Source organism: Polaromonas sp. OV174 (genome assembly GCF_900112285.1).
Taxonomy (GTDB): Bacteria; Pseudomonadota; Gammaproteobacteria; order Burkholderiales; family Burkholderiaceae_C; genus Polaromonas.
Map to the genome: position 1 here is coordinate 1 of NZ_FOKZ01000001.1, position 19,592 is coordinate 19,592.

18 protein-coding genes are annotated in these 19,592 nt (G+C 60.0%); all 18 read left to right on the top strand.

The genetic code is table 11. The features are described 5' to 3' along the window. Window positions 1–425: 425 nt before the first annotated feature. Window positions 426–1,778: an oligosaccharide flippase family protein gene (locus BM160_RS00005; protein WP_177218860.1), complete on the top strand. Its 1,353-nt coding sequence runs from the start codon at window positions 426–428 to the stop codon at window positions 1,776–1,778. 3 nt (window positions 1,779–1,781) lie between these two features. Continuing rightward, window positions 1,782–2,438 (top strand): class I SAM-dependent methyltransferase, encoded by a 657-nt coding sequence (locus tag BM160_RS00010; RefSeq protein WP_091998429.1) that lies wholly within the window; start codon window positions 1,782–1,784, stop codon window positions 2,436–2,438. Next, a complete protein-coding gene (locus tag BM160_RS00015) occupies window positions 2,438–2,620 on the top strand; it encodes a hypothetical protein (RefSeq protein WP_091998431.1) in 183 nt (60 codons plus the stop codon). Before BM160_RS00010 ends, BM160_RS00015 begins: the two co-directional genes overlap by 1 nt. After that, a complete protein-coding gene (locus BM160_RS00020) occupies window positions 2,620–3,447 on the top strand; it encodes a glycosyltransferase family 2 protein (RefSeq protein ID WP_218156566.1) in 828 nt (275 codons plus the stop codon). The genes BM160_RS00015 and BM160_RS00020 overlap by 1 nt, the downstream gene beginning before the upstream one ends. Then, window positions 3,444–4,253 carry a glycosyltransferase family 2 protein gene (locus tag BM160_RS00025; protein WP_091998438.1) on the top strand — a complete coding sequence of 270 codons (810 nt, stop codon included), beginning with the start codon at window positions 3,444–3,446 and terminating at the stop codon, window positions 4,251–4,253. The genes BM160_RS00020 and BM160_RS00025 overlap by 4 nt, the downstream gene beginning before the upstream one ends. After that, window positions 4,241–5,020, top strand: a complete 780-nt coding sequence (locus tag BM160_RS00030; RefSeq protein WP_091998441.1) for a glycosyltransferase — start codon at window positions 4,241–4,243, stop codon at window positions 5,018–5,020. Before BM160_RS00025 ends, BM160_RS00030 begins: the two co-directional genes overlap by 13 nt. An 8-nt stretch (window positions 5,021–5,028) precedes the next feature. Then, window positions 5,029–5,964 (top strand): UDP-glucose 4-epimerase family protein, encoded by a 936-nt coding sequence (locus tag BM160_RS00035; RefSeq protein ID WP_255368480.1) that lies wholly within the window; start codon window positions 5,029–5,031, stop codon window positions 5,962–5,964. Continuing rightward, window positions 5,961–6,521 (top strand): sugar transferase, encoded by a 561-nt coding sequence (locus BM160_RS00040; RefSeq protein ID WP_091998447.1) that lies wholly within the window; start codon window positions 5,961–5,963, stop codon window positions 6,519–6,521. Before BM160_RS00035 ends, BM160_RS00040 begins: the two co-directional genes overlap by 4 nt. 149 nt (window positions 6,522–6,670) lie before the next feature. Next, window positions 6,671–8,635, top strand: coding sequence for a polysaccharide biosynthesis protein (locus BM160_RS00045; RefSeq protein WP_091998450.1), 1,965 nt, complete (start codon window positions 6,671–6,673; stop codon window positions 8,633–8,635). Window positions 8,636–8,734: 99 nt separating this feature from the next. Next, entirely contained in the window at window positions 8,735–9,646 is a 912-nt protein-coding gene (gene argB / locus BM160_RS00050; RefSeq protein WP_091998453.1) for an acetylglutamate kinase, read from the top strand. A gap of 171 nt (window positions 9,647–9,817) precedes the next feature. Beyond that, on the top strand, window positions 9,818–10,468 hold the full coding sequence (slmA, locus tag BM160_RS00055) for a nucleoid occlusion factor SlmA (protein WP_091998456.1): 651 nt from the start codon (window positions 9,818–9,820) through the stop codon (window positions 10,466–10,468). A gap of 218 nt (window positions 10,469–10,686) precedes the next feature. Further along, the gene (locus BM160_RS00060) at window positions 10,687–11,382 is read left to right on the top strand and encodes a TetR/AcrR family transcriptional regulator (RefSeq protein WP_091999363.1); all 696 of its coding nucleotides are present in this window, start codon (window positions 10,687–10,689) and stop codon (window positions 11,380–11,382) included. A gap of 60 nt (window positions 11,383–11,442) precedes the next feature. Continuing rightward, window positions 11,443–13,239, top strand: a complete 1,797-nt coding sequence (locus tag BM160_RS00065; protein WP_091998459.1) for an acyl-CoA dehydrogenase C-terminal domain-containing protein — start codon at window positions 11,443–11,445, stop codon at window positions 13,237–13,239. 152 nt (window positions 13,240–13,391) lie between these two features. After that, window positions 13,392–15,833 carry a 3-hydroxyacyl-CoA dehydrogenase/enoyl-CoA hydratase family protein gene (locus BM160_RS00070; RefSeq protein ID WP_091998462.1) on the top strand — a complete coding sequence of 814 codons (2,442 nt, stop codon included), beginning with the start codon at window positions 13,392–13,394 and terminating at the stop codon, window positions 15,831–15,833. Between the two features lie 112 nt (window positions 15,834–15,945). Next, complete coding sequence (locus tag BM160_RS00075) at window positions 15,946–16,455, top strand: DUF4442 domain-containing protein (protein ID WP_091998464.1); 510 nt, start codon at window positions 15,946–15,948, stop codon at window positions 16,453–16,455. 35 nt (window positions 16,456–16,490) lie between these two features. Continuing rightward, on the top strand, window positions 16,491–17,690 hold the full coding sequence (locus BM160_RS00080) for an acetyl-CoA C-acyltransferase (RefSeq protein ID WP_091998467.1): 1,200 nt from the start codon (window positions 16,491–16,493) through the stop codon (window positions 17,688–17,690). 201 nt (window positions 17,691–17,891) lie between these two features. Then, the gene (locus BM160_RS00085) at window positions 17,892–18,719 is read left to right on the top strand and encodes an acyl-CoA thioesterase (RefSeq protein WP_091998470.1); all 828 of its coding nucleotides are present in this window, start codon (window positions 17,892–17,894) and stop codon (window positions 18,717–18,719) included. 71 nt (window positions 18,720–18,790) lie between these two features. Further along, entirely contained in the window at window positions 18,791–19,570 is a 780-nt protein-coding gene (locus BM160_RS00090; RefSeq protein ID WP_177218862.1) for an enoyl-CoA hydratase, read from the top strand. Window positions 19,571–19,592 lie beyond the last annotated feature (22 nt).

Consider the following 19,592-nt stretch of genomic DNA (forward strand, 5'->3'; position numbering starts at 1 on the left):
CTCAGCCATTGGCATTCAATGGCCGGCCGATGCCGTGCCACAACTCTCGGCCAAAGACATGCTGGGCAAGTCGCTGACAAGTGCTGAGGTTTTTGCTTGAATATTTGGCCCTTGAGTCTTGCTTGAGGAAGGCGTTGTGCGACACTTTGGCCCAGCCTGTCGGGCTGGAGGAGGTGTTCAGGTTGCCAAACGAACTGCGCATGTGGGCGGTGCCAGCATCACGAATAGAATTGATGTTGCGCTTCTTGGCCTGTGATAGCGAGCGCTTGTCCTTGAGTCGCGGATTCGGGCCGAGTCAAGGTTGAAACGGCGCTTGCAAGGCCCAGCGACCGTCTCGATGAGGGCAATGCACGCTCTCCCCGTGGCAGACGGGGCCCGGTGGGGCGACCGATTGGTTTTGTCGTTCATTCTCATAAATTTAGATCTTGATTCGCTCCGCCCCAATTCCCGCGCTATATAAATCAGCTGTCTGGTCTTTGTTGGGCAATGTGCTGCCTATGTTTGCGGCGCTGGCTGCCGTGCCGTTTCTCATGCATTACTTGGGGCAGGAGCGTTTGGGCGTGCTGTCTCTGGTGTGGGTCATCGTCGGCTATTTCAGCTTTCTGGACATGGGCTTGGGCCGGGCGGTGACTGTGACCGTGGCGTCTTGTCGTCACGGCGGCGAGTTGGGGCGGGTTGATGAGCTGCATGTCGTGGGCACCGCTGCTGTGTTGCTGGTCTGCGTTGGCAGCGCCATGGCCTTGCTGGTAGGCTTGGGCATCGCGGTTTGGGGCGTGCCGGTTCGTTTGTCATCGCCAGCATTTCTTGAAGAGGTCAAGCAGGCTTTGCTTTGGATGCTGCCAAGCCTGCCCTTGCTGCTGGTGTCATCGGCTCTTCGGGGTCATCTGGAAGGGGCCGGGGCGTTCCGATCATTGAATCTGCTGCGTATCCCGACGGGTGTGATGTTGGTGGCAGGCCCATGCCTGACAGCGCTTTATTCGCCAGACCTCGTTTGGGCCTGTGCCAGCATTCTGGCGGTACGGCTGGTGCATGTGTTTGTCTTGCTGTGGTTGGTTGCACGGGAGATGGGGTTTCGTTTTCGGGACTTTGCACGGGCACTGGTGCGCGCAAGCGGTGTGGCCTGGCTGCGGCAGTTGCTGTCTTTTGGTGGGTGGGTGACCGTGAGCAATATTGTGGGCCCCGTGATTGTTTATGTGGATCGCTTTGTCATCGGTGCGGTTCTTGCCGCGAGTTCGGTGGTGATCTATGCCGTGCCGTTTGACGTGGTATCGCGCTTGCCCGTGCTGGTCGCGTCTTTGTGCAGCGTGTTGTTGCCTGAGTTGGCGCGCCTGTCTCGGAGCGTTTCAAATGAACCGGGAAATATTCACCTGCTTCGCCGTCTGGTAAGGCGCTCCAGCATGTTCAGCGCCTGGGTGGTTGCCGCGGTGGTTGTGATCGGTTGGGTGGCAACGCCCTGGGCCTTGCGCTGGTGGGTGGGGGCGGCTTTTGAAGAGCAAGCCACGCAAATCACTCAATTGTTGTTGCTGGCATTTGGCGTCAATGCGTTGGCCCAGATTCCGTTTACGGCGCTGCAGGCTGCGGGGCGAGTGCGCGCAGTTGCTTTATTGCACATGGCTGAGCTTGTGCCGTATGGGGCAGTGGTGTTTTTGGCGATTTCCTGGTTGGGCATCGCGGGGGCGGCCTGGGCGTGGTTGCTGCGAAGCGTCATAGACTATGCCGTCTTGGCCTGGATGTGGCACCGCCATTCCGCCCGGTTGAAAGCTGGTATCACGGTTTAATTCATGCAAAGCTACATTGACAAGTCAGCCGATTATTTTGCGCATGCACGCAAGGAAATAGTCCCGTTGTTGCCGCCGCAATGTGGCCGGGTGCTGGAGATCGGATGTGGATCGGGGGCTACGCTTGGCTGGTTGCGGCGGGATCACCGGGCATCCAGCACTGTCGGGGTTGAAATTTCCGAGGCGGCAGCCCAGTGCGCCAGAGCCCATGCGGATGAAGTGCATTGCCTTGATTTCGAGCGTGTCGAACTTCCGGTAGCAAACAGCCGGTTTGACGTGATCTTGTGCTTGGATGTTCTGGAGCATATGGTTAATCCCTGGCTGGTAATCGATCGCTTGGTTTCCCGATATCTTGCGCCAGGCGGCACGTTGATTGTGAGTTTGCCGAATGTGCGGCATTACAGCGTGGTGCTGCCATTGCTCTTTCAGGGGCGATGGGACTATCAGGATGCGGGCCTGCTTGATCGGACGCATTTGCGTTTCTTTACGCGTGACACGGCTGTTGGACTGCTCTCACACTCCCTGCTGGGGGCCGTTCACTGCACGGCGACCGGTTTTGACTGGCCCTCGCGCAAAGGGATCTTTAATACTTTGACGGCGGGTGTATTCAGGGAGTTTCTGACGTACCAGTATTTTTTGGCCGTGCACAAAAAAGATTGATGGCCACGCTTGAAAAAAAATATCTGGACCTGCTGTGTCTGGTGGCGACCAAGGGGCAGGGCTGGCACTTTGGCGTTTGCTTTTCGCTTTCGCGCCTGCTGACGGAGGGGCTCGCCTTTGCTTCCTGGCACCTGGTCGAGAAACGGGCTTGGCATTTCAATCCCGGATTTAGGGCTGCATGATGAAGCGCGTAGACGTGGTCGTACTGAACTGGAATGGCTGGCAAGATACCCTTGCCTGTCTTGTCTCCTTGCAGCGGCAGGATTACCCCTATTTCAATCTGCTGGTCGTCGACAACGGTTCGACCGATGGTTCGGTTGAAGAAATCAAACAGGCCATGCCAGCGCTTGAGTTGTTGCAAACCGGGGCCAATCTGGGCTTTGGCGGCGGCTGTAATGCCGGTATCAAGCTTACACTGGCCCGTGGCGCAGACTATGTCTGGTTGATTAACAGTGATGCCACGGTGGATCCTGGTGCGCTTTCAGCCCTGGTTCGTGTCGCTGAGAAAAACCCGGCGCTGGGCGCGGTCGGTTCCGTTTTGTATGAGGCGGACCAGCATGACCGGATTCAGTTGTGGGGTGGCGGCACCGTCAACCTTTGGCTGGGTCGATCACAACACCGTACATCCCCGGGGCCGCTTGATTTCATCTCTGGGGCTTCGGTGTTGCTGCGGCGGGAGGTTCTTGAAGAGGTCGGCTTGTTCGATCAGGCGACCTTTTTCATGTATTGGGAGGATACCGACCTCGGTTTTCGCTTGCGCAGGGCGGGTTGGCAACTGGCTGTGGCTGACGACTCGCGGGTGTGGCACAAGCAGTCGGCAAGTTTGGGAAAGCGCAGTCCTGTGCTGGATGCTTATTTCACCCGATCAGGTGTGCGCTTTCTCAGACGCCATGCCCCGGTGCCATCTATCGCCATTGCACTCCTTCTAGGCAGGATGATGGCAAAACGGATGCTCATAGGCAGTTTTGGTCGCGTCAGGGCGGTGTTCAAAGGGTTTCTTTCCGCATGACGACTGTACCAGTTTCTGTAGTCATCCCTTGCTACCGCTGCGTCAGGACCATTGAGCGGGCGGTGGCCTCTGTTGCGGCGCAAACGGTGCTGCCGTCGGAGTTGGTTCTGGTCGATGACGGCAGTGCGGACGACACCCGAGCCATGTTGAATGACTTGCGCGACAGACATCAACCGGGCTGGATTCTGCTCGTTCTGCTGGATCAAAACGTGGGCGCGGCGAGTGCACGCAATGCGGGTTGGGCCGTAGCGAATCAACCGTATATTGCGTTCCTGGATTCGGATGATGCCTGGCATCCGAGAAAAATCGAGATTCAGCATGCGTACATGAAAGAACATCCCGATGTCGTGCTGTGCGGCCATGGGTATCGGCGTCTTAACCCAACCGCACTGCCGGATTGGAACGTGGTTCAGGGCGATGTACAACGGATTCGGAAATGGGCGATGATTCTATCCAATCCCTTCGTAACGCCTTCAGTCATGGTGCGGAGCGATGTTGGGCAACGTTTCGTCGAAAAACAGCGCTATATGGAAGACCATATGCTCTGGCTAAAAATCATCTGCAGTGGTGGTCGCGTCGTCAAGCTGGGTACTGAATTGGCTGCTATCTACAAGGAGCCATTTGGTGTAGCTGGATTGAGTGCTCAGGTTTGGCTGATGGAGCGAAGCGACTTGGGAAATTATCGTCGTCTCTATGACGAGAATTTTATTAAGGGCTATCAGCTTGCTATCCTTGATATTTACTCGATATTGAAGTATGTGCGTAGGTTGCTCATCTATGGGGGCTATTTGCGATGGAAAAAATAGATTGCGATAGCACAACAGATATTTCTATCTCTATAGTTAGTCATTCTCAGATGGGTCTGGTCGTCCAACTTCTGGTTGATATAGAGGAGCGTTGCAGGGATTCGAACTTCGAATTGATACTCACGCTTAATGTGGACGAAACGTTGCCATTCACTCTGGACCGTTTCTCGTACCCGATAAAGCTGCTGCGTAACGCGACCCCCATGGGTTTTGGTGCCAATCACAATCAGGCATTCATGCATGCGACGGGGCGATATTTTTGTGTAATGAATCCGGATATCCGTCTGAGTAGTAACCCGTTCAACGCTTTGCTCGCATGCCTTGAGGGTTCATCTCTTGGCGTGGCGGCGCCGCTTGTGCTGGGGGCCGATGGTGAAGTGGAGGATAGTGCCCGCCGTTTTCCGGTTCCGCTCAAAATACTGCGCAAGGCCTTGGGTCTATACGTGGGTCCTGACTATGTAATAAAAGAAGCGCCAATCTTTCCTGATTGGGTGGGCGGGATGTTCATGGTGTTCCCACATAGCATCTTCGAGAGACTGGGTGGGTTCGATGAGCGTTATTTCCTTTACTATGAAGACGTGGATATTTGCGCCCGGCTGAGGTTGCTGGGTTATGACGTGGTGGTATGCCCGCTAGCCAAGGTGACTCATCACGCGCAGCGCAGTAGTCATCGAAGTTTCAAGTATTTACGCTGGCATGTTCGAAGTATGGCGCGCTTCTTTCTTTCATCTGTGTACTGGCGATTGCGGTCCCGCCCCCAGTTATGAAATTTCTCATGACCGGCGCGAATGGTTTTGTGGGGAAACCGCTGTGTGCCGAATTGTTCCGGCACGGGCATGCGGTACGTGTGGCATCACGTTCTGCTCATGCTCAACTCTATGATTTTGAGCAGAAGATAGTGGGCTCGATAGGCCCTGAGACGGAGTGGTCCGCAGCGTTAAGTGATCTGGATATAGTGATCCACCTGGCCGCTCGGGTGCATGTCATGAATGATCCCGCGATCGATCCGCTCGCCGAGTTTCGCAAAGTCAACGTGGCGGGTACCTTGAACTTGGCTCGGCAGGCTGCTGCAATGGGGGTAAAGCGGTTGGTATTTTTGAGCTCGGTCAAGGTCAATGGCGAATACACGTTGCCTGGCCATGCGTTTACCGAGTCGGATCTACCCGCACCGCAGGATGCCTATGGCATAAGCAAACATGAGGCCGAGCTGGGTTTGAGGAAAATTTCCGCAGAAACCGGCATGGAGGTGGTCATTATTCGTCCACCGCTGGTGTACGGTCGCGGTGTCAGGGCCAATTTTGCGGCTCTCATGCGGGCCGTGCAGCAGGGCTGGCCCTTGCCTCTGGGGGCGGTACACAACCAGCGCAGCCTCGTGGCTCTCGATAATCTGGTTGATTTCATTGTGACCTGTTCAACCCATCCGCGGGCAGCCAACCAGACCTTTTTGGTGAGCGACGGACACGATCTGTCTACCACCGAGTTGGTGCGAGGTCTGGCGGATGCTACCGGCATGTCCGCGCGCCTGCTGCCGGTGCCTTTCCGGGTTCTGGAGGCCGGTGCGGCTTTTTTGGGCAAGCGTGGCGCGGTGCAGCGGCTGTGCGGTAATTTGCAGGTGGATATTTCCAGAGCACGCTGTCTTTTGGGTTGGGTTCCTCCCGTTTCGGTGGACGAAGGCTTGCGCCGTGCAGCGGCGGGGACGCAAAAATCATGAAAAGAATATTCGATCTGGTGCTGGCGATCTTGGCAGGCGTTGTGTTGTTGATCCCCGTTTTCCTGGTCGCGGTAGGGGTGCGCTTGACGTCCAAAGGCCCGGTGCTGTATTGGTCTGATCGGGTCGGGCGTAACAACAGAATTTTCAAAATGCCGAAGTTTCGTAGCATGCGCGTCGGCACACCAACTGTGGCCACGCATCTGCTGGCAGATCCCAAGGCGCACCTCACGCCGATTGGCAGCTTCCTGCGCAAAAGCAGCTTGGACGAATTGCCCCAACTGTGGAGCATTTTGGTGGGTGACATGAGTTTTGTGGGGCCTCGGCCTGCGCTTTTCAATCAGCATGACCTGATTGCCTTGCGCACCCGGCACCGGGTGCATGAACTGGTGCCTGGGTTGACGGGGTGGGCACAGATCAATGGGCGTGATGAACTGCCCATTCCTGACAAAGTGAAGCTGGATGTGGAATACCTGCAGCAGCAATCACTTTGGTTTGATAGTTGCATTCTCTGGATGACTTTTGTGAAGGTATTGCGCCGCGATGGTATTACCCATTGATGAATGGTGCGCCCGCCGTGAAAGCTTGTTAATGGCAGCTGCGGCGGCACCTGGGCGCAGCCGGGATATTTGTTGTGGGTCTGGCATCAGAATTGATGCGGGGCTGGTGCTAGAGGCCGGCAAGACGGCAAGTGAAATAAAAAGTAGAAATGTCATTCAATAAATCACTCGTGGATCCCTTGCTAGCGCTGCCACGTTCCATCAAACGCTTGATGGTGGTCACGCTTGATCTGGCGCTGGCGTTGGTTTCGGTATGGCTCGCCTTCTATTTGCGGATTGACCAGACGGGATGGCCTCAACTTCAGCAGAAGTATGTTTACCTGTTGGCGCCTTTGCTAGCATTCCCCTTGTTTGCGCGCTTCGGCTTGTACCGTGCGATCTTTCGCTACACCGGGCTGGCGGCCCTGGCCACTACCGCCAAGGCCGTAGGGGTGTATGGGGTCTTGCTCTTCATCGCCTTGCTGTTGTTCAAGTGGGGCGGTGTGCCGCGCAGCGTCGGGCTGATTCAGCCCATCCTGTTTTTGCTGCTGGTCGGCACCAGTCGTGCGTTGGCCCGGTTTTGGCTGGCGGGAGGGCCCGGCAAGTCTCGTCAGGCCGAGGGGCGTTTGCTTATTTACGGTGCCGGGGAGGCAGGGGTGCAAACGGCTTCTGCCTTGGGTATGACCCGCCAGTTTGTGCTACGGGGCTTTATCGATGACGACAGGGCCAAGGCGGGGCGAAGCATCAACGGCGTCGACATCATCGGCCCGGATGATGTGGCGGCTGCGGTAGAGCGCATGGGCGTGACCGACATTCTGCTGGCCATGCCGTCCCTGGATCGCGCGCGGCGCAATGAAATCATTGCCAGCCTGCGGGAGTTGCCGGTTCACGTTCGCACCTTGCCGGGTATGGGGGATCTGGCTTCCGGACGGGTGACGGTCCAGGACTTTCAGGAGCTGGACGTCGAAGACCTTTTGGGCCGCGCCCCGGTGCCGCCCGATTCCACCTTGCTGGCGCGCAACCTGGCCGGCAAGACGGTGCTGGTGACGGGCGCTGGTGGCAGCATAGGCGGCGAGTTGTGCCGCCAGATCATTCTGGAGAATCCGCGCCAGTTGGTGCTGGTCGAGCACAACGAGTTTGGCCTTTACACCATTCATCGCGAGCTGGAGGGCCTGTGCGCCGAGCATCGGTTGCCGGTGAACGTGGTCCCGTTGCTCGCCAGCGTGGGAAACTTTGGGCGCCTGAAGGAAATTTGCCTGCTTTACCGGCCGGTCACCGTCTACCACGCGGCCGCTTACAAGCATGTGCCGCTGGTGGAGAGCAATCCCGCCGAAGGCGTGTTGAACAATGTCTTCGGCACCCTGAACATGGCCCGCGCGGCCATGGAAAGCGAAGCCGCGCACTTTGTGCTGGTGTCCACCGACAAGGCGGTTCGCCCCACCAATGTGATGGGGGCCACCAAGCGCATGGCCGAGCTGGTGTTGCAGGCCCTGGCGGCCACCACCTCGGTGCGCTTTCATTTACCGGATGGCACGCAAAGCGCTGAATTTCGGAACAACACCGTGTTCTCCATGGTGCGTTTCGGCAATGTTCTGGGCAGCAGTGGCAGCGTGGTGCCGCTGTTTCGCAAGCAGTTGCGCGATGGCGGCCCGCTGACAGTAACTCATGAGGAAGTCACCCGCTATTTCATGACTATTCCCGAGGCGGCTCAATTGGTGCTTCAGGCCGGAGCCATGGCCAGGGGCGGTGATGTTTTCGTGCTGGACATGGGCCAGCCCGTGAAAATCATTGACCTGGCGCGGCGGATGGCTCAACTCTCGGGTTTTACCTTGCGCGATGAGCGCAACCCCGAAGGGGATATAGAGATCAGGATCACCGGCTTGCGCCCTGGCGAAAAGCTTTACGAGGAGTTGCTGATTGGCGACAACCCTGAAAGCACCGCGAATGAGCGCATCATGAAGGCGCGGGAGGAGTTTTTGGCTTGGTCCGAGCTTGCTCCCCTACTGGTAGGGATGCGCCAAGCAGCCATTCAGGACGACGTGGCGGTGATCAAGCGTATCCTCATGCAACTGGTGCAGGGCTACAACCAGCAGCTTGCCAAGACCGATGAGACCCGTTTTTCCGTTGATGTGTAATGTGTCCTGGTGCCTGTACTTGGCGTTCTGCAGCGCATAACTGCAGCGGGTGTAATGGGGCACAATTCGCGCATTTCCATTTTCTAAGTTGTTGACACCATGACCCACCCAGCTTCCACTGACCCCGATCTCTCCCATGTGGGCCCCCGCGACAAAGCCGAAATTCTGGCGCAGGCGCTGCCCTATATCCGCAAGTTCCATGGCAAGACCCTGGTCATTAAATACGGCGGCAATGCCATGACGGATCCGGCGCTGCAGGCTGACTTCGCCGAAGACGTGGTGCTGCTCAAACTGGTGGGCATGAATCCGGTCGTGGTGCATGGCGGCGGCCCGCAGATTGAAGCGGCGCTGAACCGGCTGGGTAAAAAAGGTCATTTCATCCAGGGTATGCGCGTCACCGACGAGGAAACGATGGAAGTGGTGGAGTGGGTGCTGGCCGGCCAGGTGCAGCAGGACATCGTGGGACTGATCAATCAGGCCGGCGGCAAGGCGGTCGGCCTGACCGGGCGCGACGGTGGCCTGATTCGGGCGCGCAAGCTCAAGATGCCGGACATGAACGATCCCAATACCGAGCATGATCTGGGCTTTGTCGGCGACATCGTCAGCATAGATCCGAGCGTGGTCAAGGCGTTGCAGGATGATGCCTTCATTCCCGTCATCAGCCCGATCGGCTTTGGCGAAAACAACGAAAGCTACAACATCAACGCCGACGTGGTGGCGGGCAAACTGGCGACGGTGCTAAAGGCGGAAAAACTGGTGCTGCTGACCAATATTCCCGGCGTGTTGAACAAAGCCGGCGAGCTGCTGACCGACCTGACGGCGCGCGAGATTGACGGACTGTTTGCCGACGGCACGATTTCGGGCGGCATGCTGCCCAAAATTGAAGGCGCACTGGATGCTGCCAAAAGCGGCGTGAATGCGGTTCACATCATCGATGGCCGTGTGCCGCATGCCATGCTGCTGGAGATCCTGACCGACCAGGCCTACGGCACCATGATCCGTTCGCACTGAGTCTGACGAGCCCTGTTGCTCGGTTCTGGCAAGCCCTTGAACCGGAAGACTAGGCGCCCGGCCTTGGGCCATGGGTGAAGCCTGCCCGTAGCGCCTGGCGCTAGCGCTGGGCTGTGCGAGAATCATTTGCAACGATCCCCTGTTTTTTGAAACATTATTTGTCTGCCCCCTATGTCCGACCTGGTGTCTGAACCCGAACTGAGCCCGCCTGCCACACTGGCCGCCGCCGAGCCTGCGGCGCGCAAGCGCCCCAAGCCGGGTGAACGCCGGGTGCAGATCCTGCAGGCGTTGGCAGCCATGCTGGAGCAGCCGGGCGCAGATCGCATTACCACCTCCGCCCTGGCCGCCAGGCTGGAAGTCAGCGAGGCAGCGCTGTATCGCCATTTCGCCAGCAAGGCGCAGATGTTTGAAGGCCTGATCGAATTCATAGAGCAAAGCATTTTCACGCTCGTCAATCAGCTCGCCGAGCGCGAGCCCGATCCCAGGGCGCGTACCCGCAAGCTGGTGCTCATGACCTTGCAGTTTGGTGAAAAAAACCCGGGCATGACGCGCGTCATGGTGGGCGATGCGCTGGTGTTTGAAAACGAGCGCCTGCAAGAACGCATGAATCAGTTTTTCGACAAGCTGGAGTCCAGCCTCAAGCAAAGCCTGCGTGATGCGGCGGCAGCGGCCGGGGCGGCGACGCCCACGGTGGATGCACAGGTTCGCGCTTCGGTGATCGTGGCCTTCGTGGTGGGCCGTTTGCAGCGCTTTGCCCGCTCCGGCTTCAGGCGTTTGCCATCCGAGCATCTGGAAGCCAGTCTGGCAACGATTCTGGCCTGAGCCTGATCATTGGCGGTGGCTCCCTCAAGATGGGAGCGCCTTGAGACCTTCAAATTTTCGCCAGGACTCTGCTCCCGAGTCTGCGCAGGTGCAAGGGTTTACCCGTTTTCTGACTAGACCTGGTTCTCTATTTGTAGCGGTCTGATAGCGATCCTTGAATGTTTGGCCCTAAATTGAAGCAAAATAGAACGACCGTTCGTTTTATTTTCTTCGATGCCATGTCTACTCCTGAACCTTTTGTGAAAGCCGCCCGCACCCCGTCCGTGGGTGTGGCCGTGTCCAGGGGGCAGCAAAAAGGCCAGCAGACCAAGGCGGCCATCGTCGATGCGGCGTTGGGCCTGGCAACGCAGATAGGCCTGGAGGGGCTAAGCATAGGTGCGCTGGCCGAGGTCATGCATATGAGCAAGTCCGGCGTGTTTGCCCACTTTGGCTCGCGCGAAGAGTTGCAGATCTCGGTGATACGCGAATACCACCTCAGGTTCGAGGAAGAGGTTTTCTTTCCGGCCTTGCAGCAGCCGCGCGGCTTGCCCCGCCTGCATGCGATGTTTCATCACTGGATGAGCCGGACTTCGATTGAAATCGATTCTGGCTGTCTCTATATCAGCGGCGCTGTCGAATTCGACGACCGGCCCGGCCCGGTGCGCGATGCGCTGGCGGGTTCGGTGCGCACCTGGCTGGCCGCCATGTACCGAGCCGTGGTGCAGGCCAAGGAGGCCGGCCATTTGCAGGCGGACGCCGACGAGCAGCAGATGGCATTTGAGATTCACGGCCTGATTCTGGCGCTGCATTACGAGGCACGTTTTCTGAAAACGCCAGGTTCCATAGAGCGCGCCAATACCGGTTTTTCCAACATCCTGGCGCGTTACGGCAGTCCCGCCGCGCCCGCCAGTTCTTCTTCCCCTACTGCTGCTTAGTCGCCCATCGTTCAGGTGCAAGCGCTCCCCTTCAAACCGTCTTAACGCTAAAGGATTTCCATGCCCCAGTACAGCCCACCCCTGCGCGACATGCAGTTCGTCATGCACGAAGTGCTCAAGGTCAGCGATGAGTTCAAGGTCTTGCCCCGGCACGCCGACATGGATGCGCAAACCATCAACGCCGTGCTCGAAGAGGGTGGAAAATTTGCCACCGAGGTCATCTTTCCGCTCAACATCAGCGGCGACGAAGAGGGTTGCACACTGGACAAGTCCACCCACGAGGTGACCCCGCCCACGGGATTCAAACAGGCTTATGCGCAGTATGTGGAAGGCGGCTGGGCCGCGCTGAGCTGCGATCCCGACTACGGCGGTCAGGGCCTGCCCCTGGTGGTCAACCAGTGCTTTTACGAGATGCTGAACTCGGCCAACCAGGCCTGGACCATGTACCCCGGCCTGTCGCACGGCGCCTACGAAGCGCTGCATGCCCACGGCACCGAAGCGCAGAAAAAGCTCTACCTGCCAAAGCTCACCAGCGGCGAATGGACCGGCACCATGTGCCTGACCGAGCCGCATTGCGGCACCGACCTGGGCCTCTTGCGCACCAAGGCCGAACCACAGCCCGACGGCAGCTACCAGCTCACCGGCAACAAGATCTTCATCAGCGCCGGCGAACACGACATGGCCAGCAACATCGTGCACCTGGTGCTGGCGCGCCTGCCGGACGCGCCGCAAGGCAGCAAGGGCATCAGCCTGTTTGCCGTACCCAAGTTCAATGTCAATGAAGATGGCGCCATGGGGTCGCGCAACGGTATTTACTGTGGCGGCCTAGAGCACAAGATGGGCATACACGGTAACGCCACCTGCCAGATGGTGCTGGAGGACGCCGTCGGCACCCTGGTCGGCGCACCCAACAAGGGCCTGGCCGCGATGTTTGTGATGATGAACACCGCCCGCCTGGGCGTGGGCAACCAGTCGCTGGGCCTGACCGAGGTGGCTTACCAGAACGCCCTGGCCTATGCCAAGGACCGCATCCAGATGCGCTCGCTCTCGGGCGTGAAGGCCAAGGACAAACCGGCCGACCCCATCATCGTGCACCCCGATGTGCGCAAGATGCTGCTGACCGCCAAGGCCTACGCCGAAGGCGGCCGCGCGATGGCGATTTACTGCGCCATGATGCTGGAGCGCGAGCTCTACCACCCCGACGAGAAGGTGCGCAAGGATGCCGGCGAGATCGTTGCGCTGCTCACGCCCATCGTCAAGGCCTTCCTGACCGACAACGGCCATATCGCCACCAACGCCTGCATGCAGGTCTTTGGCGGCCACGGCTATATCAAGGAATGGGGCATGGAGCAGTTTGTGCGCGACAACCGCATCAACATGATTTATGAAGGCACCAACACCATCCAGTCGCTGGATCTGCTGGGCCGCAAGGTGCTGGGCAACAACGGCGCCACGCTGAAGAAGTTTGGCAAGCTGATAGGCGCGCTGATTGCCGAAGAAGGCGTGAACGAGAAGATGGCCGAGTTCATCAACCCGCTGGCCTACCTGGCCGACCAGATGACCAAGTTCACCACCGAACTCGGCTTCAAGGGTTTTCAGAATCCGGATGAAGTCGGTGCCGCTGCGGTGGACTATCTGCGCGTGGCCGGCCACCTGGTGTTTGCCTACTTCTGGGCGCGCATGGCGCAAGTCGCGCTGCGCGAAATTGCCGATGGCAATGCAGATCCGTTTTACCTGGCCAAGGTGCAGACCGCCCGTTTTTACTTCGCCAAGCTCTTTCCTGAAACCGCCACGCTGATGCGCACGGCGCGCAGTGGCAGCCAGGCGCTGATGGACACCGACGCGGCCCTGGCCTGATATTTAAGCTTTTTATGCCTCTAGCCCTTATGCAGATTGCGCAAGCAGCTATCTTTTTGATAGTTTCTCGGGCCGTGCTGCTGGGCGCCAGGCAGGCTGCTGGTGCGTAGCTCTCGAGCGGCAATCATTTAGACACTTGAAGAAAGAAATCCATGTCACCTTTATCTCGCTTCCAGGTTAAAAAAGTCGCCGTGCTGGGCGCGGGCGTGATGGGCGCGCAAATCGCCGCTCATCTGGTCAACTGCAAGGTGCCGGTGCTGCTGTTCGACTTGCCGGCCAAAGAGGGGCCGAAAAACGGCATCGTCAGCAAGGCCATAGAGGGGCTGAAAAAACTCAAGCCGGCGCCACTGGGCGTGGTGGAAGACGCTGCCTTGATCCAGCAGGCCAATTACGAAGAGCACATGGACCTGCTCCTGGGTTGCGATCTGATCATCGAGGCCATCGCCGAGCGCATGGACTGGAAGACCGATCTGTATCACAAGATCGCGCCCTTTGTGGCCGAGAACGCCATCGTCGCCAGCAACACTTCGGGCCTGTCCATCACCATGCTGAGCCAGGCGTTGCCCGAAGCCATCAAGCCGCGCTTTTGCGGCATTCACTTCTTCAATCCGCCGCGCTACATGGCTCTGGTTGAGCTGATCAACACGCCCACCACCGAGCCCAAGGTGCTGGACGACCTGGAAGCCTTTGTCACCAGCGCCATCGGCAAGGGCGTGATACGCGCGCATGACACGCCCAACTTCATCGCCAACCGTGTCGGCATCGCCGGCATGCTGGCCACCATCAAGGAGGCCGAAGCCTTTGGCTTGACGTATGACGTGGTCGATGACCTGACCGGCAAGAAACTGGGCCGCGCCAGCTCGGGCACCTTCCGTACCGCCGACGTGGTGGGCCTGGACACCATGGCCCATGTCATCAAGACGCTGCAGGACAACCTCGGTCCCGTCGGTGGCGGTGATACTGGCAAGGTCGAAGACCCGTTCTCGGACATCTACGGCACGCCGCCCGTGCTGGCCAAACTGCTGGAAGCCAAGAGCCTGGGCCAGAAAACCGGCGCGGGCTTTTACAAAAAGGTCGGCCGTGACATCATGCGCCTGGACCCGGTCAGCATGGAGTACGTGGCTGGCGGCGCCAAGGCCAACGAAGTGGTCGGCCGCATGCTGAAAAAGCCGGCCGGCGAGCGCCTGAAACTCTTGCGCGAAGCCGAAGGCGCGGAAGCGCGTTTCCTCTGGGCCATCTTGCGCGACCAGTTCCACTATGCCGCCGTGCATCTGGCCAGCATTGCCGAAACCGCACGCGACATTGACTTCGCCATGCGCTGGGGCTTTGGCGCCAAACAAGGGCCCTTCGAGCTGTGGCAAGAAGCCGGCTGGCTGCAGGTCGCCAACTGGATCAAGGAAGACATCGCCGCTGGCAAGGCGCTCAGCAGCGCGCCGCTGCCGGACTGGGTGTTCACCGGCCCGGTCGCCGCGGCCGGTGGCGTGCACACGCCCCAAGGCTCGTGGAGCGCCTCGGCCCAAACATTCATACCGCGCCGCAATCTGCCGGTCTATGAGCGTCAGTTCTTCCCCGAGAACGTTCTTGGCGCCAATGCGCCGGCGTTTGAAACTGCCGGCACCACGTTGCACGAAGACGACGCGATCCGCCTCTGGACGCTGGACGGTGATCAGGGCGACGTCGTGATCGCCAGCATCAAGACCAAGATGCACGCCATCAGCCCGGATGTGGCCGAAGGCCTGGCCCTGGGCGTGGAGCTGGCCGAGAAAAGCTACAAAGGCCTGGTGATCTGGTCCAACGACGAGATGTTCTCGGCCGGTGCCGACCTGCAAGCCATGCTGCCGGCCTTCATGATGGGCGGCGCCAAGGCGATTGAGGGCGCCGAGGCCGAGTTGCAAAACGTCATGCTCAAGCTGCGCTATGCCGCCGTGCCGGTGGTGTCGGCGATTCGCGGCCTGGCACTGGGCGGCGGCTGCGAAATGGCGGTCTATTCGGCCAAGCGCGTGGCGGCCATGGAAAGCTATATCGGCCTGGTTGAGGTGGGTGTGGGCCTGGTGCCCGGCGCCGGTGGCCTGACCTACATCGCGCGCCGCGCTGCCGAGAACGCCAGCAAGTCGACCAACAAGGACTTATTGCCCTTTCTGACCGAAGGCTTTACCGCCGCCGCCATGGCCACGGTGGGCACCGGTGCCATCGACAGCCGCAGGCTGGGCTATCTGCTCGACAGCGATGTGATTGTGCCCAACAAGGACGAGCTGCTGTTCGTGGCACTGAACGAGGCGCGTGCGCTGTTCAACTCCGGCTACCGCGCGCCGCACAAGCGCCCCTTCCCGGTGGTGGGCCGCAGCGGCCTGGCCACCATCAAGGGCCAGCTGGTCAATATGCGCGACGGCGGCTTCATCAGCGCCCACGACTTTCACATTGCCAGCCTGATTGCCAATGTGGTCTGCGGCGGCGACGTCGATGCCGGCACCCTGGTGACCGAGGAATACCTGATGACGCTGGAGCGCAAAGCGTTCTGCTCCTTGCTGGAGAATGCAAAAACTCAAGAGCGGATCATGGGCATGATGAGCACCGGCAAGCCGGTTCGGAACTGATGAGCACCCCTATCGGACGCTCACTGCGTGTAGCGCCTTTCCCCCTTGCAGGGGGCAACACCTGCGGCCCGGCTAAGCCGGTTCCGCGGCGTTTACTGGCTGGGGATGGATCATGAGTAACGACCATCAACCGAACCGGCTGGAGCGCCAACTGGAGCGGCTCGATGAAGTGCCGGCCTTTGCGCGGCCCTGGTTTCGCAGCGTGGTGCTGCGCCGCGCCGTCCCTTTCACCGGAACCGCCGGCCTGGATTTCATCGAGATGAGCCGCGAGCGCGTGGAGATCGGCATCAAGAATGAAAAGAAGGTACAGAACCACATAGGCGGCGTGCATGCTTCGGCCATGAATTTGCTGGCGGAAACCGCTACCGGCATGGTGGTCGGCATGAATGTGCGCGACGACTGTATTCCGCTGGCCAAGGAGCTGAAGATGGCATTTAAAAAACGCGCCACCGGCGCGCTGCGCGCCGTCGCCACGCTCACACCGGCGCAGCAGGCGCTGATGCAGGCCAGTGACAAGGGCGAAGTCAATGTGGCGGTCACCGTGCTGGATGAGGCCGGCGTGAACCCGGTCGAGTGCGAATTTGTCTGGGCCTGGATACCGTCCGGCCCGCGTAACAGTTGAAGCGCTCAGGCGCGAAAAAATCAAAGGAAACCATCATGGCCAAACAAGTCCAGGAAGCCTATATCGTTGCCGCCACGCGCACGCCCATAGGGCGCTCGCACCGCGGTTTTTTCCGCAATACCCGACCCGATGAGCTGCTGGTCCAGGCCTTGCAGGCGGCACTGGCCCAGGCGCCTACGCTGGACCCGAAAGCGATTGAAGACATCATCTGCGGCTGCGCCATTCCCGAAGGCCCGCAAGGCCTGAACATCGCGCGCATAGGCGCGGTGCTGGCCGGTTTGCCGACCAGCGTGGGCGGCATCACCGTTAACCGTTTTTGCGCCTCGGGGCTGTCCGCCATCCAGATGGCGGCCGACCGCATCCGTGTCGGCGAGGCCGACGTGATGATTGCCGCCGGCACAGAAAGCATGAGCATGGTGCCCATGTCGGGCAACTCGCCCTCGCTGTCGCCTGCCATGTTTGCCAATGATGAAAACATAGGCATCGCCTACGGCATGGGCCTGACGGCCGAGAAGGTGGCGCAGCAATGGAAGGTCTCGCGCGAGGCGCAGGACCAGTTCGCCTACGAGTCGCACATGAAGGCGCTCAAGGCGCAGCAGGCGGGTGAGTTCACCAATGAAATCACGCCGGTCCAGGTGACCGACCGCACGGCCAATCTGGACACCGGTGAAGTCATCGCCACCAGCCGCACCGTGAGCCTGGATGAGGGCGCGCGCCCCGACACCACGGTGGAAGGCCTGGCCAAGCTCAAGACCGTGTTTGCTGCGCGCGGCTCGGTCACGGCCGGCAACAGCTCGCAAACCTCGGACGGCGCCGGCGCCCTGATTCTGGCGAGCGAAAAAGCCGTCAAGGAACACGGCCTGAAACCACTGGCGCGTTTTGTCAGCTACGCCGCCAAGGGGGTGCCGCCGCACATCATGGGCATTGGTCCTATCGAAGCGATTCCGGCCGCCTTGCGTTATGCCGGTTTGCAGCAGGACGACATTGACTGGTTCGAGCTCAACGAAGCGTTTGCGGCCCAGTCGCTGGCGGTCATCAACACCCTGGGTCTGAACGCTGCCAAGGTCAACCCCATGGGCGGCGCGATTGCCCTGGGCCATCCGCTGGGCGCCACCGGCGCGATTCGCGCGGCGACGGTGATTCATGCGCTGCAGCGTCATCAGCTGAAGTACGGCATGGTGACCATGTGTGTAGGGATGGGACAAGGCGCAGCCGGCATCTTCGAACGCGTTTAAAGGCTAGCGAGCGGGCGATCTGCGGCGTTGCGGGTCCCGTCAGGAAATCCTCATGCACCTGAAGTGCACTCCGGTTTCCTGCCACCCGCGCCTTGCACCTCATCCTGCTCGCTACGCCCTTGAGTTTGACTGTTTCAATTCGGAGTCGGGTGCGTCACCTGTATGACTGTCCGAGCTGCTGTTTTACTTCACACTACGCTCATGGAACAACATCCTTTTGACCAGGCCCTGCGGCTCGAAGCTGCCGGTAGTGCGCAACCCGATACCTGGCTGGGTGCGAGCAGTGCGGCTTACTGGAATATGGTCGGCCCGTTTGGCGGCACCACGGCGGCCACGACCTTGCGGGCCATCTTGCTGCATCCGGCGCTGCTGGGTGAGCCTATCGCGCTGACCGTGAACTACGCCAGCGCGCTGGCCGCGGGGGCTTTCAGCGTCACGGCCAGGCCGGTGCGCACCAACCGCTCTACCCAGCACTGGATGGTGGCGCTGTCGCAAACCGACGCTTCCGGTGTCGAGGGCGTGGTGATGACGGCCAGCGCCGTGACGGCGGCGCGGCGCGAGACCTGGAGCGCCAACGACACGCCCATGCCGGCGCTGCGCTTTTCGGAGGCGCTGCCGCGCTTTGATTTCGCCACCTCCGAGTGGACCCAGCGCTATGACATGCGTGCGGTGTCTGGCCGCATCCCCGAGACCTGGGACGGCCGCGAGGACGACAGCCTGACCCGGCTCTGGGTGCGTGACGAGCCGCCGCGGCCGCTGGACTTTTGTGCGTTGGCGGCCATGTCCGATGTGTTTTATCCGCGCGTCTGGTTGCGCCGCGCCACCCGGGTGCCGGCGGGAACCGTCTCCATCACCACATACTTTCATGCCGACAGCCGGCAGCTGGCGCAATGCGGCGAGGGCTATTTGCTGGGCCAGGCCAGGGCCCAGGCCTTTCGCAACGGCTTTTTTGACCAGAGCGCCCAGCTCTGGAGTGCGGCGGGCACGCTGCTGGCCACCAGCAACCAGCTGGTTTACTACAAGGAATAGGCTGCGGTGGACAGGGCGACTTGGCGCCCGCACTGGCCTACACTTTGCACTTCAACACCGAACATTCCATCATGAGCACCTCCACCATTCCAGAAATCCTGACCCATGTTGACGCCGGCGTGATGACCATCACGCTGAACCGTCTGGAGCGGAAAAATTCCATCACCTCCGCCATGTATGGCGCCATGGCCGATGCGCTGGAATCGGCCAATCACGACGCGGCCGTGCGCGTGGTGGTGATTCAGGGCCACGAAAGCGTGTTTTCGGCCGGCAATGACATTGGCGACTTTCTGGGCAAGCCGCCGTCCACGCCGGACGCTCCGGTGTTCCGTTTTTTGCGTGGCATCAGCAGCTTTCCCAAGCCCATAGTGGCGGCGGTCTGCGGCCCGGCCGTCGGCATAGGCACCACCATGCTGCTGCACTGCGACCTGGTGTATGCCGGCGACAACGCGGCCTTTTCCATGCCCTTTGTGAACCTGGGTCTGTGCCCGGAAGCGGCATCGAGCTTTCTGGTGCCGCAGCTGATGGGTTACCCGCGTGCCGCGGAAGCCCTGCTGCTGGGTGAGCCCTTCATGGCGGAGAGCGCGCTGGAAATGGGGCTGATCAACCGCATCGTGCCGCCTACCGAGGCCAACGCGCTGGCCCAGCGACAGGCGCTCAAGTTGGCGGCCAAGCCGCTAGGCCCATTGATGGAGACCAAGCGCCTGATGAAAAAAGGCAACGCCGCCATTGTGGCCGAGCGGATGAGCGAAGAGGCCGCCAGCTTTGGCCGCATGCTGCAGGAACCGGCAGCGCGCGAAGCCTTCACCGCCTTCATGGAAAAGCGCAAGCCAGACTTCAGCAAAGTCTGAAGTCTGCGGCCTCAGGACGCCC